The organism is Streptomyces sp. L500 (assembly GCF_054551825.1).
This window is the reverse complement of sequence record NZ_JBTOLC010000076.1, coordinates 1-15,839: the sequence shown is the minus strand read 5'-3', so window position 1 is coordinate 15,839 and position 15,839 is coordinate 1. Positions and strand designations below refer to the sequence as shown.

Here is a 15,839-nt window from a genome sequence, read left to right as displayed (position 1 = left end):
CCAGGTGATGGACCTGCTGGCGGAGCTCCAGCAGGAGTACAACATGGGCCTGATCCTGATCACCCACGACCTGGGCGTCGTCGCCGACGTCGCCGACAAGATCGCGGTGATGTACGCGGGCCGCATCGTCGAGACCGCGCCGGTCCACGAGCTCTACAAGCGCCCGGCCCACCCGTACACCAAGGGTCTGCTCGACTCCATCCCGCGCCTGGACCAGAAGGGCCAGGAGCTGTACGCGATCAAGGGCCTGCCGCCCAACCTGCTGCGCATCCCGGCCGGTTGCGCGTTCAACCCGCGCTGCCCCATGGCGCAGGACACCTGCGGAGTGGACGTCCCCGTCCTCCACCAGGTGACCGAGCGGGACGGCACGGAGCTCGCCGGCCGCGGCAGCGCGTGCCACTTCTGGAAGGAGACGATCCATGGCTGAGACGGGTAAGAAGGACGTCGCCGCGACACCGAACGTCTCCGAGGTACACGTCAGCGACGCGTCGACGACCCAGGAGGTCGAGGCCGTCCTGGACGCCCCCGTGGAGCGCGGCGAGCCGATCCTGCAGGTGCGCAACCTGGTCAAGCACTTCCCGCTGACCCAGGGCATCCTCTTCAAGAAGCAGGTCGGCGCGGTCAAGGCCGTCGACGGCGTCTCCTTCGACCTCTACCAGGGCGAGACGCTCGGCATCGTCGGCGAGTCCGGCTGTGGCAAGTCCACCGTCGCCAAGCTGCTGATGACCCTGGAGACGGCCACCTCCGGCGAGGTCTTCTACAAGGGCCAGGACATCACCAAGCTGTCCGGGCGCGCGCTGAAGGCCGTCCGCCGCAACATCCAGATGGTGTTCCAGGACCCGTACACCTCGCTCAACCCCCGTATGACGGTGGGCGACATCATCGGGGAGCCCTTCGAGATCCACCCGGAGGTGGCCCCCAAGGGCGACCGCCGCAAGCGGGTCCAGGAGCTCCTGGACGTCGTGGGCCTCAACCCCGAGTACATCAACCGCTATCCGCACCAGTTCTCGGGTGGCCAGCGGCAGCGCATCGGCATCGCGCGCGGCCTGGCCCTCAACCCCGAGATCATCATCTGCGACGAGCCCGTCTCGGCGCTGGACGTCTCGGTGCAGGCGCAGGTCATCAACCTGATGGAGAAGCTCCAGGACGAGTTCAACCTCTCCTACGTCTTCATCGCCCACGACCTGTCCATCGTGCGGCACATCTCGGACCGCGTGGGCGTGATGTACCTGGGCAAGATGGCGGAGATCGGCACGGACGCCGAGATCTACGACCACCCGACCCACCCCTACACCCAGGCGCTCCTCTCCGCCGTCCCGGTCCCGGACCCGGACGCGCGCGAGCGCCGCGAGCGGATCATCCTGACGGGCGACGTGCCGTCGCCGGCCAACCCGCCGTCGGGCTGCCGCTTCCGCACCCGCTGCTGGAAGGCGCAGGACAAGTGCGCGGAGGAGGTGCCGCTGCTGGCGGTGCCGCAGGTCTTCGCGGGCAAGTCCACGCCGGCGGCACACGAGTCGGCGTGCCACTTCGCGGAGGAGAAGGACGTGGTGGGGGCGGCGTAGCGCTCGTCCTCGTCCCACCGGGGCGCCCGGACCGATCCTGATCAGGAATCGGTCCGGGCGCTTTCGTATGCGCGTTTGCATGTGCGTGCGAATGCGTGGGAAAACGCAAGCCCCGTTCCACATTCCAATACGAAAGGTTTCGGCCACTCCCTCGGCGAAACTGGCTTGTTTTGCGTTAGGGTCGATCTTGACGGCGTCAAGTTGCAACGACCATGCTTTGTCGCGTACTTGTCATGATCAACGAGATGGATTCATCGAGCATGGTCAGCAGCACGCAGTCGACGTACACCACTGGCGTCGAAGAAATTTGTGAAGGCGTTTCGAGCAAAAGCTACTTCTTTATGCCGGGCGTGAGCGTCGGCGAACTGCTCCGCCGTCGCGACGACAATGCCCTGCGGGATTTCGAGGCGTTCCAGGCCAGTTGGGGCGACATGCCGCTGGACGGCTACATGGCCGACGGCGGCCGCTACCGCCGACGGCGGCCGCTACCGCCGCCGGCGCCACGCGACCCTCAGCGCCCCCCGTGGCAGCAACCTCTACCAGGTCGAGGCGCACCAGCCGCACTACCAGACCGTCGACTACAACAACCTCAACGGCGGCGTCGCGCGCCACTACGAGCCCATCCAGGACTCGGTGCTGAGCGGCCCCACGATGAGCAGCCTGCTGACCCTCGGCGGTGACATCTTCGGCCGGCTCGCGCCGTACTCGGCCTGGCACATCGAGGCCCACCAGTTCCGCATCGAGGTCACCGGCACGGGTGCCGACGCGCGGGAGGTCGCCAAGCCGACCCCCGAGGGCATCCACCGCGACGGTGTCACGTTCGTGATGATGCTGATGGCCAAGCGAAGCAACACGGTCAACGGCGAAAGCACCATCTACAACCTCGAAAAGAACCCGATCGAGAAGTTCACCCTCGACGAACCGCTCGACATGGCGATCGTGAACGACGAGCGTGTCTTCCACGGCGTCAGCCCCATCGAGCAGCTGGACGGGGACGTCCCCGCCGTCCGGGACGTCCTGGTGATCACCTACCGCCACAAGCCGTGAGGCCCCGGCGGGGCCGGTCCCGACCGGCCCCGCCGCCGAGCCGATCCGCCCCCGACGCCGATCCGCCCCCGCCCCGCCCCCGACGCCGATCCGCACTCGACCCGCCGGAATTGGAACCATGGCCGAACTCCTCGCCGTCGCCCTCATCACCGTCCTGGCCGTCATCAGCCCCGGCGCGGACTTCGCGATGACCGTTCGCAACAGCTATTTGTACGGGCGCACTCCGGGAATTCTCTCCGCAGTGGGAATCGCGGCCGGCGTGCTGGTCCATGTGACCTACACGATTCTGGGTGTGGGGCTGCTCATCGCCCATTCGCCCTCCGTTTTCACGGTCATCAAGCTGGTGGGTGCCGCATATCTCGTCTATGTCGGCTGCAAGACATTCGTCCAGCGCTCACAGCTGGACATCGACCTCACCGACGGGCCCGCCATTTCCAGCGGCCAGGCCCTGCGCACCGGATTCCTGACGAACGCGCTGAATCCGAAGACCACGCTGTTCGTCCTCAGCACCTTCACCCAGGTCATCCACCAGGACACCCCGGTCTGGCGCCAGATCGGCTACGGCCTGTTCATGTCCCTGGCCCACCTGATGTGGTTCGCCATGGCGGCGCTCTTCTTCTCGAACGACCGGCTGCGCGCGAAGATGCTGCGCAGCCAGGTGGTGCTCAACAGGGTGATCGGCTCGATCCTCGTCGGCCTCGGCGTGGCGCTGGCGCTCACGCCGACGACGACGTAGGGGGCGGGGGCCCTGGGCCCGTGGCCCGTGGCTCGGGGCCTGGGCCCCGGGGGATCAGGAGGCAGCGATTTCCTCGACCCGAGGCCCGGCCACCTTGAGGTAATCGCTGGTGGAGAGCGCGAGCGAGCGGTCGAGACGGGCGGCGTTGAAGAAGAACTCGGGGTGCTCGAGCAGCGCCGGGTCGACGATCAGCTCCAGCTCCGGGTCGAACGAGAACGGCAGGATCGTCCCGCTCACGCACTGCGAGAGCCGCTCGGCGACGTCCTGCGAGGCGAACCCGGCGTAACTCCCGCCCAGCAGCCCCTTGATCGCCCCGAGGTCGACGCGCTTGTCGCCGGACACGACGGCGAGCACGTACCGCTTCTCCTTCTTGCCCAGCTTCACCATGACGACGATGCACTTGGCGGCCTGCTCCAGCGAGTGCCCCCGCAGCCGGCTCACGGCCTCGGTGCCGCCCTCGGCCTCGTGCTCGATCACCCGGTAGGCGGCGCCGCGCTCGTCGAGCAGGGCGACCAGCTTCTCGTAGGTCTCGTAGGTCTCGGGAGTCTCGCTGTGGACGGCTTCGCTCGCGCTCATATCCCCACCTGTGTCTGCGTGTACGCCTGTGTGTACGAAGTAGCTTCAGGGTGCACGAGTATGCCAGGTGGGGGCCGACGATCAAGGCGCGGACGAACGTTGACCAAGCGCCGATCTCGAAGCCCAGGACGGGCCCTTGAGGGGTCTAGCTGCCGAGGGTGCCGAGGTGCTGGTAGAGCACCTCGTGCCCTTCTGCGGACGGGTGGAGGCCGTCGACGAGCAGATCGGGGCGCTCGCGCAGGGGCTCCCACATGTCGACGAAGTCGACGTGGTGCGCGGCGCACCACGCCCGCAGGGTCTCGCGCAGTTCCAGCGCCCGGGCCCGGGTGAAGCGCAGGCCCTCGTAGGCGGGAGCGTGTTCCTCGTCGAGCCAGATCGGCCCCGCGACGACGAGTCGCGCGTTGTGGCTCAGGGCGGTGGCGGCGAGGGAGCCGAGGCTGTCGGTGATGTGCGTCAGCCCGTCAGGACGAGCGGAGTCGTTGATGCCGGCGGCGACGAGGAGGGTGTCGGGGAGGCGCGGGGCCAGCAGCGCGGGAGTCTGCTCGCTGACGTCGGCGAGGGTGCTGCCGGGGATGGCCAGGTTGAAGACCCGGTGGGCGAGCTCGTTTCGCGCGATGTGGGTGGCCGCGAACCGGGCCGCCCAGCCGCCCTGCGGATCGCAGCGGCCGTAGGCGATGCTGTCGCCCACGATCACGATGCGCTCCGCCGGGCGGAGCGGATTCGCGTCCAGGTAGGCCCAGGCGGTCTCCCCGGAGGAGAGCCGCACGCGCCTGCGGGTGTAGTCGTCGACTTCGTAGTCGTCGGCGGCGGTGAGGTCCGCGTCGGTGAGGTGGAGGACGGCGCCCTCGACCGCGGCACCGATCCTGCGTTCCAGGGTCAGGTGGACGTCGAGACCGCTGGTGGCGATCACGGACTCGTCGGTGATCCGAATCGGCCTGGTCGTATGCCCGGCCAGCGAGGCGGGGGAGGTGGGCACGGCTCGCCCGAAGAGCTCTTTCTGGACCTTCTCGTCCAGCAGCGTGCCGAAGGAGAACAGGGTGTGGGGACGCGATTCGATCACCGGACCACCCTAACCAGCCGCCGGAACCGCCTTGAGGTGGGCGGACAACCGCTGGAGCACCGTCCACGCCTGGGCGTCGGTGCCGTCGCCGAGCGGGTAGTGGACGGCGGTCCCGAGACGTACGGGGCTGAGGTCGAGCGGCGGGCGGAGGGCGTGGTCGAGGCCGGCCGCGCGCACGTCGGCGCCGCCCAGGGTGAAGGAGACCGGAATCGGCGGGGCCTCGAAGCGCGGCGGGATGGTGAGGTCGCGACGGCCCCGGCGCAGGGAGGCCAGCATGGACGTCAGGCCGTGCTCGGCGGCGAGCGCACGGGCGAGGGGCTCGACGGCGTCGAGCGGCGGGGTCTCGTCCGGGCCGTAGCCGAGGGTGAGGGTGACGTCCTCGGCGACCCCGCCCTCGGTGCGGCTGACGCGGAGGGTGGCGAGGGCCGGGCGGCCGGGGTGGCCGACGGCGAGGAGGTGGGTGGGCTCGGGGGAGCGCTCGCGGGCGAGGGCGGTCAACTGGCCGGTGGACCAGGGGAGGTTGACGGGCTCGGCGGTGCCCCAGCCCGCGGGTCCGGTGCCGGTGAGGGCGGTCCAGGCGGTGCGGAGGGCGCCGCCGAGGACGAGGTCGTCGGTGACGTTCTCGTGGAGGACGCGGAAGGAGACGATCAGTTGCCGGTCGGTGGTGGGGGCGCCGCCCGCGAACCCCTCGGCTACTCGGCCCTCGCCGGCGTCCGTCCGGACGGGGGCGAACGTCCCGTCCTGCCAGCGCAGTTCCGCGCCGGAGAGCCCGTCGTAGTAAAGGTTTCCGCTGTCTTGGACGACCCACCGGTTGGGCGCACCGGCGAGGGCGGTACGCAGGGGGAGGGTGAGGCGTACGTGGGGCGGCGTGACGATCTGCAGGGCGAGGCCGGCGGCGGCGACCGTCCGCAGGATCTCGGACATCCACGCGTTGAGGGGAACGACGGGCCGGTCGACGAGGACGACGGCGGTGGAGCCGGTCAGCACGTCGACGGCGAGCCCGGCCTCGGTGATCCCTGTGACACCCGTGCCCGGGGGGACAGCGACGACGTCGAGCGACGCGGCTTCGGCGGGCCACACCGCGCCGCCGAGCAGCATGCGCAGCCGCCCCGCCACGGACCCGGCGAGCGGCGCGGCCTCGGGCACGGCGGTCGAGGCCCGCACCTCGGTCCACCAGTACGGCACCGGGGGCGCCCCGACCCCGTCCCCGAGCAACCTCTCGGCCTCCCCGGCCACATGCACCAGCATCGGCGCCTCGACGGACACCAACGGCCGCCCATCCGCCGTCCGCAACTGCACAACGGCCCCGCCATTGACCCCGGCCGCCTCGACATCGGGCCCACCCGCGTAGAGCCCGGCCACGACGGCCCAGGAGTCGGGCATCCTGGGGGTGAGGGCTATGACGTCTTTCATGTGCCTTCCTGGTGGGGTCGGGTGGCGCCTTATGAGGTCGGGAACCTGTATCTGTTCCTTGCGGTGGGCTCTGCCCCCGTGGCCCCCGGCGCGGGAGCCACGGGTCACCGAGTAGCCGGACGGCCGGGTGGGTCGGACGTTTTCTTCTCGGTGGGATCCATTGCGCGCTCTAGGACGGCACGTCGATCGTGACGCCGAGCGCCTCCAGCAATGCCGTGCAGGAGCGGCAGGGGCGAGTGGGCTGGCCGTGCTCAGGGTCGCCCTCGGGGCGGATCTTCCGCGAGAGGATGATCGAGCCGTTGAAGTGTGGCAGCGCCTCCACGAGTGTGGTGATGCGTCCGTCGGTCCGCTGCGCGTCAAGGGCCCAGAACTGGTCGGAGACCAAAGCCGTCTCGGCACATGTGCCCAGGAACCGCTCACGGAGATCCGCGGGCAGTGCACTGAAGAACTCCTGCACCGTCGGGTGCAGGTTCGGGGTGCCCTCGCCGTACATGCTGGTGTGACTGACGATCGTCCCCTGGATGAGGAGGGACGAGGCGACTGCGGGATAGGTCTCAAACAAAGTAGTCCTCCGCATCCGGTCGGGTACGGCCGCTCAGAGCCAGAGCGAATGCCTCGTATTCGTTCTGGCCCAAGAAGTAGCAGCCCGTGTGATGGGAGTAGAAGAAACGCCCGGCCTCGTCGACGAGCCAGATCCCGCACTCGTAGGTCTCGAACCCCACGGGGAATAGCTTCTTCCCCAGGTTCCGGGAGAGTTCGACGAAATCCTCGGCGTCTCCGTCGTACCCTCCTGTCGGGTCAAGGATCAGCCTGACGTCGGAGGACCTTCGCGGGAACGGCAGCTCGATGTCGCCGTACGAGCGGATGAACCGAATTGCCGTCTCGAGCACCTCGAGCTCTTCTCCTTGACGGGCGGCGTCCTCCACCCTGATCCGGATGAGCTCCTCGGCAAGCGGTCCGATGTCCCGCTCGGCGGACCAACCGCTCTCGGCGAGCCAGCGCTCCACTTCCGCGGTATGAGCGCTCAGCACCATGGTGTTCCTTTCGGGCTCTGTGCTCTAGACGGCATGTATCCCCAGTTCGGGCAGGACGTGCTTACAAGTGTCGCAAGGGGCGAAATATTCCTTGTGTCTATGGAGGACTTCGCCGGTCCTGCGCAGAACAAAATCGCCGATTCTTCGAGTGTGGATCTGGGCGCCTTCGAGCGCCTGTCGCGCCTCATCAAGGGTGCGTATGTGTGTGCCGTTGCGTTCCAGTAGGGCAAGTCGATCACTGATGAGCGCGATTTCCGCACACTTTCCGTGACCGGATCCCTTTTTGGGGATGCGACCGGCGTCGAAGTCGGCTTCGATTCTATCCAGGATGCCCTTCAGTACGGGATGAGTGCGAGGCATGTCATGAACGCCGAACTTCGTCATGCTGGTGTGGGAGGTGATGACGCCATCGTGCAGCAGGCTGCCGGCGCAGCCGTCCTTGAGCAGGTGCTCCCCCGGCGGAATGGTCTTTTTGCCGTAGGCGGCCGCCTCTTCCTTGGTCATCTCCGGCTTGCGCGCGGTGTCCGCGAGTTCGTGCGCTCTCTCGCGCAAGGCCGCGAGCTGTTCCTCGGGGGTCAGGTGGGAAACGTCTTCTGCCGGGAAGCGGTGATGCCTCATCTCGTGAGCACTTGATCCGTGCCAACTCGGCTGAGGCTCCAGCGGAACCCCCTTGGGCCCGTTGCCGCTTCCACTGGGTCCACCGTCATGGCTGTGATGTGGGCCGGTGCCTTCGACAGGGTGAGGGCCCTCATGGCTTGAGTGGTTCGGATGCCCTGACTCGGTGCTGTGAAGGCCATCACTCTCATGTGCCTTGGCCGGATGGTTGTCGTGGCCGCCGCCGTCGCGCGGTGGGGCCTCGTCGCCGTGGCGCGGACCGGCGGGCTCGTGCGGGCCCGACGGGGAGTCGCCGTGGCCGCCGTGGCCCCCGGAGTTGTGACCGCCTGCGCCGGAGGAAGAAGCGTCGTGGCCGGGGTGCGGTGCCTCGTGGCTGCCGCCGCCGGAGTGCGTCGGCGTGTGGCCGCCGTTACCGCCACCCGTGCCCGGAACCTCGTGGCTCGCCGACGGTCCCCGGCCGAGGTCGTGGGCCGTGCCGCCCGGCACGTGGCTGCCGGCGCCGCCGCCCGGAACGTGCTGCGCGCCGCCGCCCGCCGTGTGGCCGGCCGTGCCACCCGGTGCGTGCCCTGCCGACCCGCCCGGTACGTGACCGCCAGGCCCGCCCGGCACGTGCCCCGCCGAGCCTCCCGGCCCGTGGCCGGCTCCCGGTATGTGCTCCCCGCCGCGGGCCGCCGACGCCGTGGCGTCGCCGCCCGTGCGGGCGCCCGCGGTGGCCGGGACCTTTTCGTGCTCCGAAGCCGTGGAGTGCGGCTGCTGCCGTTCAGGGGACTTCGCGGCCTCCGCCGCTCGCTCGTCCGCCGAGAGTTCCTTCTTCGGAGGCGCGAGTTCCTTGCCGTGTTCGTTGAAGAACTTGCCGCTCTCCTTGTCGAGGTAGACGACCTTGTTCTTCGGGTCGAGGAACGGGACCGCGCTCTCCGGCAGGCCCGCCGGGCGCTTCGGCAGGGCGGCGGCGCCCGCGTCGTCCATGACCTTGAACGTGCCCTCGGCGAGGTGGACCGTCGAGCCCACCCGGAGGTTCTTCAGGCCCGACATCAGGTCGCCGACCTTGACGAAGGCGAACTTGCCCGCCTTGCCCACGTACGTCATCGGGTCGACGACCTTGGCGACCTTGCCCAGCGCCCCGACCGTCTTCGCGACAGCGCCACCCTTTGCCGCCGCGCCCGATCCGCCCGTGAAAACCGTGGTGAGAACGTTGAAGGTGACCCCGCCCGCCGCGCGGGCCGGGTTCTTGCCCCACTGGTCGTAGGCGACCAGGGCCTTGCCGGTCTCCTTCATCGCCGTGCGCGAGTCGCGCAGCCAGCCGGGGAGTTTGTCGTCGGGGGTCAGCCAGTAGGCCGCGCCCAGCGGTGAGGCGGTGATGGCCAGGCCCGTGGCGAGTTTGGCGAGGCCCGTCCATGCCTGGCCGGCCTTGTCCCAGCCGTCGGTGCCGACGAGGGTGCCGAGGCCCTTGATCGTGCCCCAGACGCCGTCGACGATGAAGCCGTCCCAGACGAAGCTCTTGATCTGGTGGCCCAGCCAGGCGATGCCCGTGTACTCGCGTTCCGCCATCGAGCCCCAGGGCGTCTGCTCGGCGTGGTCGAGGTCGCTCGCCTTGTAGCCGTACATGTTCGGCTTGTGGGAGCCGTCGTCGGCGATGAGCTTTTCGCCGCCGACCAGGGCGACGATCTTGTCGTGGCAGGAGCGTTCGGCGTCGGTGAAGGCGGCGACCGTGGCGTTGACGCTGCGCCACAGGTTGTTGTTGTGGTCGACCTTCTTCTGGTCCCGGCGCCAGTGCTCGTCGCCCTCGACGCTCTTGACGAAGGCGATGGCCTCGTCCTTGAGGTCGCCGAGCTTCTTCGCCAGCGGGCGGATCTCGCTCGCGTACGTGCTCAGCGCGCCGGAGACCTTCTCCAGGTCGCTCGCGAACGCGCTCGCCTTCGCCGCCACCGGTGCCGTCGTCGCGAAGAGCTTCTCCGCCTCCGGCGCCTTGTAGCAGGCCTGGAGGCCCTGGAACGTGGAGTGGACGGACGCGCCCGAGTCGCGGAAGAGCTTGGCGTCCGAGGTCATGGTCTTGGCGTCGGTCACCAGCGTGTCGACGTTGCCCGTGAACTGGGGTATGCCCGAGGGGACGATGAGCTCCTCGTCGCTCACTTCTGCTCACCGCCGCCCTCGCCGCCCTGCCCGGGCATGTCTATCTTGGGTTCTTTCAGGGCGTCGCTCTGGGTGGTCGCGGCCATCTCCAGATCGCCCTCCACGTAGTGACGGGTGGCCTCGGACGCGCCGTTCAGCGAGGCGGCCGTGCGCTTGGCGATGTACTGCAGGTCGCCCGACCACTTCTTGGCGAACTCGCTCAGCGCCCCCGCGACGGGACCGCTCGGCACCGGGCCGCAGACCATGCCGCTGATCGTGCCCGCCGCGGTCGCCGCGCTCGGCAGGGTCTTCTGCACGCTCTCGCCCGCCTTCGACAGGCCCTCGGCCGCCGTCGCCGTCCGCTGGAGCACACCGCCCACTTCCGCCGGACGAATGTCCCACGCTGTCACCGAATCCCCCGATCCCCGGTCCCCGTCACACGTTCGATTGCTTCATATGACACCTTGCCATAACCGACTGACACACCTGTTTTTCGGTACGCGCGGGTGACGATCCGCCTCGGTCGCCCCCTCAGTCCCCTCAGCCCCGCGCGTCCTCCGCGTCCGTCGAGTACGCGATGCTCCGCTGCGCCTCCAGGTCGGCCAGCCGCAAGGACAGCGCCGTGCGCCCCATCTCGTAGGCGTCGCTGCCGAGGACGAGGCGGGCGGGGGCCGGGTCCCGGTCCGCGCTGTCGATGACGGCGCGGGCGATTCTGACCGGATCGCCGATGAAGGGGATCGCGGTGCCGGCCAGCATGTTGCGGCGGTAGTCGCCCAGGTCGGTGTCCTCGTAGGCATCCAGGGGCTCGGTCTGGTCGATGCCCTGGCTGACGAAGGCGGTGCGGACGGTGCCCGGCTCGACGATCGTCGTCTGGATGCCGAAGGGCTCGACCTCCAGCCGCAGCGACTCGAAGAACCCTTCGACCCCCCATTTGGAGGCGTTGTAGGCACTCATCAGCGGGAAGCCGACCTGGCCGCCGATGCTGGAGATCTGGACGATCCGGCCCCCGCCCTGCTCCCGAAGGCGCGGCAGCACCGCCCGCGTCACCCGGACCGGGCCGAGGAGGTTGGTGTCGAGCTGACGGACGATCTGCTCGTCCGTCGCCTCCTCGGCCGCGCCGAAGAGCCCGTACCCCGCGTTGTTCACCACGACGTCGATCCGGCCGAACGCCGCGAACGCCTCGTCGACGACCCGCCGGACGGCCGCGGGATCGGTGACGTCCAAGGAGAAGACCCGCAGCCGGTCCCCGTGCTCCGCCACGAGGTCGTCCAGGGCGTGCGTCCTGCGGGCCGTCGCGGCGACCCGGTCGCCCCGGACGAGCAGCAGCTCGGCCAGCTGGCGGCCGATGCCCGAGGAGGTGCCGGTGACGAACCAGGTCCTGTGGAGGTGCGGGGCGGTGGCGGGCATCGGGGGCCTCTCGTGCGGTGTGCCCCCCTTCGGCCACTCATCCTTGCCCCGGTCCGGCGGTGATCATCACTCCCGCATACGGGCGGTTTCCATGACGAACACCACGAGAAGGGTCACATCCCGGCATCGCATGAGGTGTGATGTGGCCGGAACCGGACCCCGCCCATCGGAGGAGGCACGCATGCGGCCACGCGGATACGGGCTCGCCGTCTGCGCGGTCGTCGCCCTGCTGGCGGGCGTGATCAGCGGCTGCGGAAGCAGCCGGGGCGGCACCGCCGTGGGCGCGGTACGGGCCTCCTGGGGCGACCCGCAGGGGCCGCTGGAGCCCGCCAACACCAATGAGGTGCAGGGCGGCAAGGTCCTCGACATGATCTTCCGGGGGCTGAAGCGGTACGACCCCCGGACCGGCGCCGCCGTCAACATGGTCGCCGAGCGGATCGACAGCCCCGACCAGCGGCACTTCACCATCACCCTCAAGGACGGCTGGACCTTCAGCGACGGCGAGAAGGTTACCGCCCGGTCCTTCGTCGACGCCTGGAACTACGCCGCCCTCGTCGACAACAAACAGAAGAACGCCTCCTTCTTCCAGGACATCGAGGGCTATGGCGAGGTCCATCCGGTCAACGGGGCCGCCACCGTCAGGACCCTCTCCGGCCTCGCCGTCAAGGACGAGCGGACCTTCACCGTCGCGCTGCGCACCACCTTCTCCACCTGGCCCGACACCCTCGGCTACTCCGCCTACTCGCCCTTGCCCAGGGCCTTCTACGACCAGCACGAGAAATGGCTGAAGAAGCCCATCGGCAACGGGCCGTACGTCATCGACTCCTACACCAAGGGCTCCCAGATGCGGCTCACCCGCTGGGACGGCTACGCCGGGCCCGACAAGGCCCGCAACAGCGGCGTGGAGCTACGGGTCTACACCGACAACAACACCGCCTACACCGACCTCCAGGCCGGCAACATCGACCTCGTTGACGACATCCCCAGCGCCCAGCTGAAGAACGTCAAGAAGGACCTCGGGGACCGCTACATCAACCAGCCCGCCGGCATCATCCAGACCCTCGACTTCCCCATGTACGACCCCGCCTGGAACAAACCCGGCATGGAGAAGGTCCGCCGGGGCCTGTCCATGGCCATCGACCGCAAGCAGATCACCGAGCAGATCTACCGGCGCACCCGCACGCCCGCCACCGACTGGACCTCACCCGTCCTCGGCGCCAAGGGCGGCTACAAGGAAGGGCTGTGCGGCGACGCCTGCGGCTACGACCCCACCATGGCCAGAAAACTCATCGAGGAGGGCGGCGGGCTCCCCGGCGGCCGGGTCACCATCACCTCGAACGTCGACACCGGATCCCACCGGCTGTGGATGGACGCCGTCTGCAACAGCATCAACAACGCCCTGGGCAAGGACCAGGCCTGCACCGTCAACCCCGTCGGAACCTTCGCCGACTTCCGCAACCAGATCACCGACCACCGGATGACCGGCATGTTCCGCTCCGGCTGGCAGATGGACTACCCGCTGGTCCAGAACTTCCTCCAGCCGCTCTACTACACCGACGCCTCCTCCAACTACGGCAAGTTCAGCGACCCGGGCTTCGACAAGCTCGTCGACGAGGCCAACGCCGAATCCGACACGGCCAAGGCCGTCGCCACGTTCCAGCAGGCGGAGCGGATCCTCGCCGACCGGATGGCCGCCATCCCGCTCTGGTACCAGAACGGCAGCGCCGGCTACTCCACCGATATCGCCGACGTCGAGCTCAACCCCTTCAGCGTGCCCGTCTACGAGCGGATCACCGTCAAGTAAACCGGTCAAGTAGCCCAAGAGAGCCGAGGTCCTGATGGGACGGTATGTGATCCGGCGGCTGCTCCAGATGATCCCCGTGTTCATCGGCAGCACGTTCCTGATCTTCCTCATGGTCTACGCCCTCGGCGACCCCATCGCCGCGCTCTTCGGCGACAAGGCCCCCGACCCCGCCACCGCCGCGCGCATCCGCCAGGAGCTCTACCTCGACAAGCCCCTGTGGCTCCAGTACGCGCACTACATGGGGCAGATCCTCACCGGGGACTTCGGCGTCGCCTTCAACGGGCAGGAGGTCACCGAGCTGATGGCCGACGCCTTCCCCGTGACCGTCCGCCTCACGATCGTCGCGATCCTCTTCGAGGTCGTCATCGGCGTCACCCTCGGCCTCCTCAGCGGACTGCGCCGCGGCCGCTCCCTCGACACCGGCGTGCTGCTGCTCACCCTGATCGTGGTCTCCGTGCCGACCTTCGTCAGCGGCTACGTGCTCCAGTACCTCATCGGCGTCAAATGGGCGGCGGTCTCCCCGTCCGTCTCGCCCGAGGCGCCCTTCGACGAACTCCTCCTGCCGGGCGTCGTGCTCGCCCTCACCTCGCTCGCCTACGTCACCCGCCTCACCCGCACCTCCATCGCCGAGAACTCCCGCGCCGACTACCTCCGCACCGCCGTGGCCAAGGGCCTGCCCCGGCACCGCGTCATCACCCGGCACCTGCTGCGCAACTCCCTCATCCCCGTCGTCACCTTCATCGGCACCGACATCGGCGCCCTGATGGGCGGCGCCATCGTCACCGAGCGGATCTTCAACATCCACGGCGTCGGCTTCCAGCTCTACCAGGGGATCCTCCGGCAGAACTCACCCACCGTCGTCGGCTTCGTGACCATCCTCGTCATCGTCTTCCTCATGGCGAACCTGCTCGTCGACCTCCTCTACGCCGTGCTCGACCCGAGGATCCGCTATGCCTGAGACCCCGCCGGCGCCCTCTCCCGACCCGCCCCAGGGACCGCCGGGGCCCCCGTACGCCGACCCCTCCGACCCCAACGCCACCATCACTCCCGGGGACGGCGGTGCCATGACCCTCGCCACCAGCGACGCCGCCACCCTCGAGAACGGCCCCCTCCCCGGCGGCACCGGCAGCGGCAAGGCCCGCAGCCTCTGGTCCGACGCCTGGCACGACCTGCGCCGCAACCCCGTCTTCCTCGTCTCGGCGCTCGTCATCGTCTTCCTCCTCCTCATCGCGATCTGGCCGGGCCTCATCGCCAGTGGCAACCCGCTCAGCTGCGACCTCGCCAGGGCCCAGGACGGCCCCGCGCCCGGCCACCCCTTCGGCTTCGACACCCAGGGCTGCGACGTCTACACCCGCACCGTCCACGGAGCGCGGGCCTCCATCACCGTCGGCGTCTGCGCCACCGCCGGGGCCGCGCTGCTCGGCAGCGTCCTCGGCGGGCTCGCCGGGTTCTACGGGAGCTGGTGGGACGCGCTGCTCTCCCGGCTCGCCGACATCTTCTTCGGCATCCCGATCATCCTCGGCGGACTCGTCTTCCTCTCCGTCGTCCCCAGCGGCTCCGTCTGGCCGGTCGTCGGCTTCATCGTGCTGCTGGGCTGGCCACAGATCTCCCGGATCGCCCGCGGCGCGGTCGTCGGCGCCAAACAGCACGACTACGTCCAGGCCGCCCGCGCCCTCGGCGCCGGCGACGCGCGCCTGCTGCTCCGCCACATCGCGCCCAACGCCGTCGCGCCCGTCATCGTCGTCGCGACCATCGCCCTCGGCACGTACATCGCGCTGGAGGCCACCCTGTCCTTCGTCGGCGTCGGCCTCCGGCCGCCCACCGTCTCCTGGGGGATCGACATCTCCAACGCCTCGATCCAGATCCGCAACGCCCCGCACATGCTGCTGTGGCCGGCGGGCGCACTGAGCGTCACCGTCCTCGCGTTCATCATGCTCGGCGACGCGGTCCGCGACGCCCTCGACCCCAAGCTGCGCTGAGGAACGGCGACATGACGAACACCCTGCTCGACGTACGCGACCTGCGCGTGGAGTTCCGCACCCGGGACGGGGTCGCCAAGGCCGTCAACGGCGTCAGCTACTCCGTCGACGCGGGCGAGACCCTGGCCGTGCTCGGCGAGTCCGGGTCCGGCAAGTCCGTGACCGCGCAGGCCGTCATGGGCATCCTCGACTCGCCGCCCGGCCATGTCACCGGCGGCGAGGTCCTCTTCCGCGGTCGTGACCTGCTCACCATGGGCGCGGAGGACCGCCGCCGGATCCGCGGCGCCAAACTGGCCATGATCTTCCAGGACGCGCTCTCCGCGCTCAACCCCGTGATGACCGTCGGCGCCCAGCTCGGCGAGATGTACGAGGTCCACGAGGGCATGACCCGCAAGGACGCCCGCGCCCGCGCCGTCCGGCTGATGGACCGCGTCCGCATCCCGGCGGCCGCGCAGCGGGCCGGGGACTACCCCCACCAGTTCTCCGGCGGCATGCGC

Annotated in this window: 16 protein-coding genes; 8 read left to right on the top strand and 8 right to left on the bottom strand. The window is 69.3% G+C overall.

Going from position 1 to position 15,839, the window contains the following annotated elements; all coding sequences use genetic code 11:
- From ACX9I7_RS31685 to ACX9I7_RS31670, 4 genes are all read left to right on the top strand, one after another.
- Positions 1 to 427 (top strand): oligopeptide/dipeptide ABC transporter ATP-binding protein (locus ACX9I7_RS31685; RefSeq protein ID WP_459389276.1); only part of this gene is annotated, 427 nt, incomplete at its 5' end.
- The gene (locus ACX9I7_RS31680; protein WP_126915842.1) at positions 420 to 1,562 is read left to right on the top strand and encodes an ABC transporter ATP-binding protein; all 1,143 of its coding nucleotides are present in this window, start codon (positions 420 to 422) and stop codon (positions 1,560 to 1,562) included. The genes ACX9I7_RS31685 and ACX9I7_RS31680, both read left to right, overlap by 8 nt.
- Before the next feature lie 387 nt (positions 1,563 to 1,949).
- Entirely contained in the window at positions 1,950 to 2,609 is a 660-nt protein-coding gene (locus ACX9I7_RS31675) for a 2OG-Fe dioxygenase family protein (RefSeq protein ID WP_459389275.1), read from the top strand.
- Positions 2,610 to 2,727: 118 nt separating this feature from the next.
- Positions 2,728 to 3,345 (top strand): LysE family translocator, encoded by a 618-nt coding sequence (locus ACX9I7_RS31670; protein WP_387566695.1) that lies wholly within the window; start codon positions 2,728 to 2,730, stop codon positions 3,343 to 3,345.
- 54 nt (positions 3,346 to 3,399) lie between these two features.
- On the opposite strand, the gene ACX9I7_RS31665 is transcribed toward ACX9I7_RS31670, so the two are convergent.
- The 8 genes from ACX9I7_RS31665 to ACX9I7_RS31630 form a co-directional block, all read right to left on the bottom strand.
- Positions 3,400 to 3,921: a YbaK/EbsC family protein gene (locus ACX9I7_RS31665; RefSeq protein WP_387566692.1), complete on the bottom strand. Its 522-nt coding sequence runs from the start codon at positions 3,919 to 3,921 to the stop codon at positions 3,400 to 3,402.
- 145 nt (positions 3,922 to 4,066) lie between these two features.
- Entirely contained in the window at positions 4,067 to 4,981 is a 915-nt protein-coding gene (locus tag ACX9I7_RS31660; RefSeq protein WP_459389274.1) for a GDSL-type esterase/lipase family protein, read from the bottom strand.
- A 9-nt stretch (positions 4,982 to 4,990) separates the two neighbouring features.
- Complete coding sequence (locus tag ACX9I7_RS31655; protein ID WP_459389273.1) at positions 4,991 to 6,394, bottom strand: DUF6177 family protein; 1,404 nt, start codon at positions 6,392 to 6,394, stop codon at positions 4,991 to 4,993.
- A 169-nt stretch (positions 6,395 to 6,563) separates the two neighbouring features.
- On the bottom strand, positions 6,564 to 6,956 hold the full coding sequence (locus tag ACX9I7_RS31650; protein WP_387566683.1) for a YwqJ-related putative deaminase: 393 nt from the start codon (positions 6,954 to 6,956) through the stop codon (positions 6,564 to 6,566).
- Positions 6,949 to 7,428 carry an SUKH-3 domain-containing protein gene (locus ACX9I7_RS31645; RefSeq protein ID WP_387566680.1) on the bottom strand — a complete coding sequence of 160 codons (480 nt, stop codon included), beginning with the start codon at positions 7,426 to 7,428 and terminating at the stop codon, positions 6,949 to 6,951. The genes ACX9I7_RS31650 and ACX9I7_RS31645 overlap by 8 nt, the downstream gene beginning before the upstream one ends.
- A 24-nt stretch (positions 7,429 to 7,452) precedes the next feature.
- Positions 7,453 to 10,173, bottom strand: a complete 2,721-nt coding sequence (locus ACX9I7_RS31640; protein WP_459389272.1) for a YwqJ-related putative deaminase — start codon at positions 10,171 to 10,173, stop codon at positions 7,453 to 7,455.
- Complete coding sequence (locus ACX9I7_RS31635; RefSeq protein ID WP_459389271.1) at positions 10,170 to 10,562, bottom strand: DUF6507 family protein; 393 nt, start codon at positions 10,560 to 10,562, stop codon at positions 10,170 to 10,172. The genes ACX9I7_RS31640 and ACX9I7_RS31635 overlap by 4 nt, the downstream gene beginning before the upstream one ends.
- Before the next feature lie 130 nt (positions 10,563 to 10,692).
- Positions 10,693 to 11,559, bottom strand: coding sequence for an SDR family oxidoreductase (locus ACX9I7_RS31630; protein WP_459389270.1), 867 nt, complete (start codon positions 11,557 to 11,559; stop codon positions 10,693 to 10,695).
- Positions 11,560 to 11,740: 181 nt separating this feature from the next.
- Between ACX9I7_RS31630 and ACX9I7_RS31625 the strand changes: the two genes are divergently transcribed.
- The 4 genes from ACX9I7_RS31625 to ACX9I7_RS31610 all read left to right on the top strand — a co-directional run.
- Positions 11,741 to 13,363 carry a peptide ABC transporter substrate-binding protein gene (locus ACX9I7_RS31625; protein ID WP_459389269.1) on the top strand — a complete coding sequence of 541 codons (1,623 nt, stop codon included), beginning with the start codon at positions 11,741 to 11,743 and terminating at the stop codon, positions 13,361 to 13,363.
- Between the two features lie 34 nt (positions 13,364 to 13,397).
- Positions 13,398 to 14,321 (top strand): ABC transporter permease, encoded by a 924-nt coding sequence (locus tag ACX9I7_RS31620; RefSeq protein ID WP_459389268.1) that lies wholly within the window; start codon positions 13,398 to 13,400, stop codon positions 14,319 to 14,321.
- Positions 14,322 to 14,427: 106 nt separating this feature from the next.
- Positions 14,428 to 15,342: an ABC transporter permease gene (locus tag ACX9I7_RS31615; protein ID WP_459389277.1), complete on the top strand. Its 915-nt coding sequence runs from the start codon at positions 14,428 to 14,430 to the stop codon at positions 15,340 to 15,342.
- A gap of 11 nt (positions 15,343 to 15,353) precedes the next feature.
- On the top strand, positions 15,354 to 15,839 hold a 486-nt coding region (locus ACX9I7_RS31610), incomplete at its 3' end, for an ATP-binding cassette domain-containing protein (RefSeq protein ID WP_459389267.1).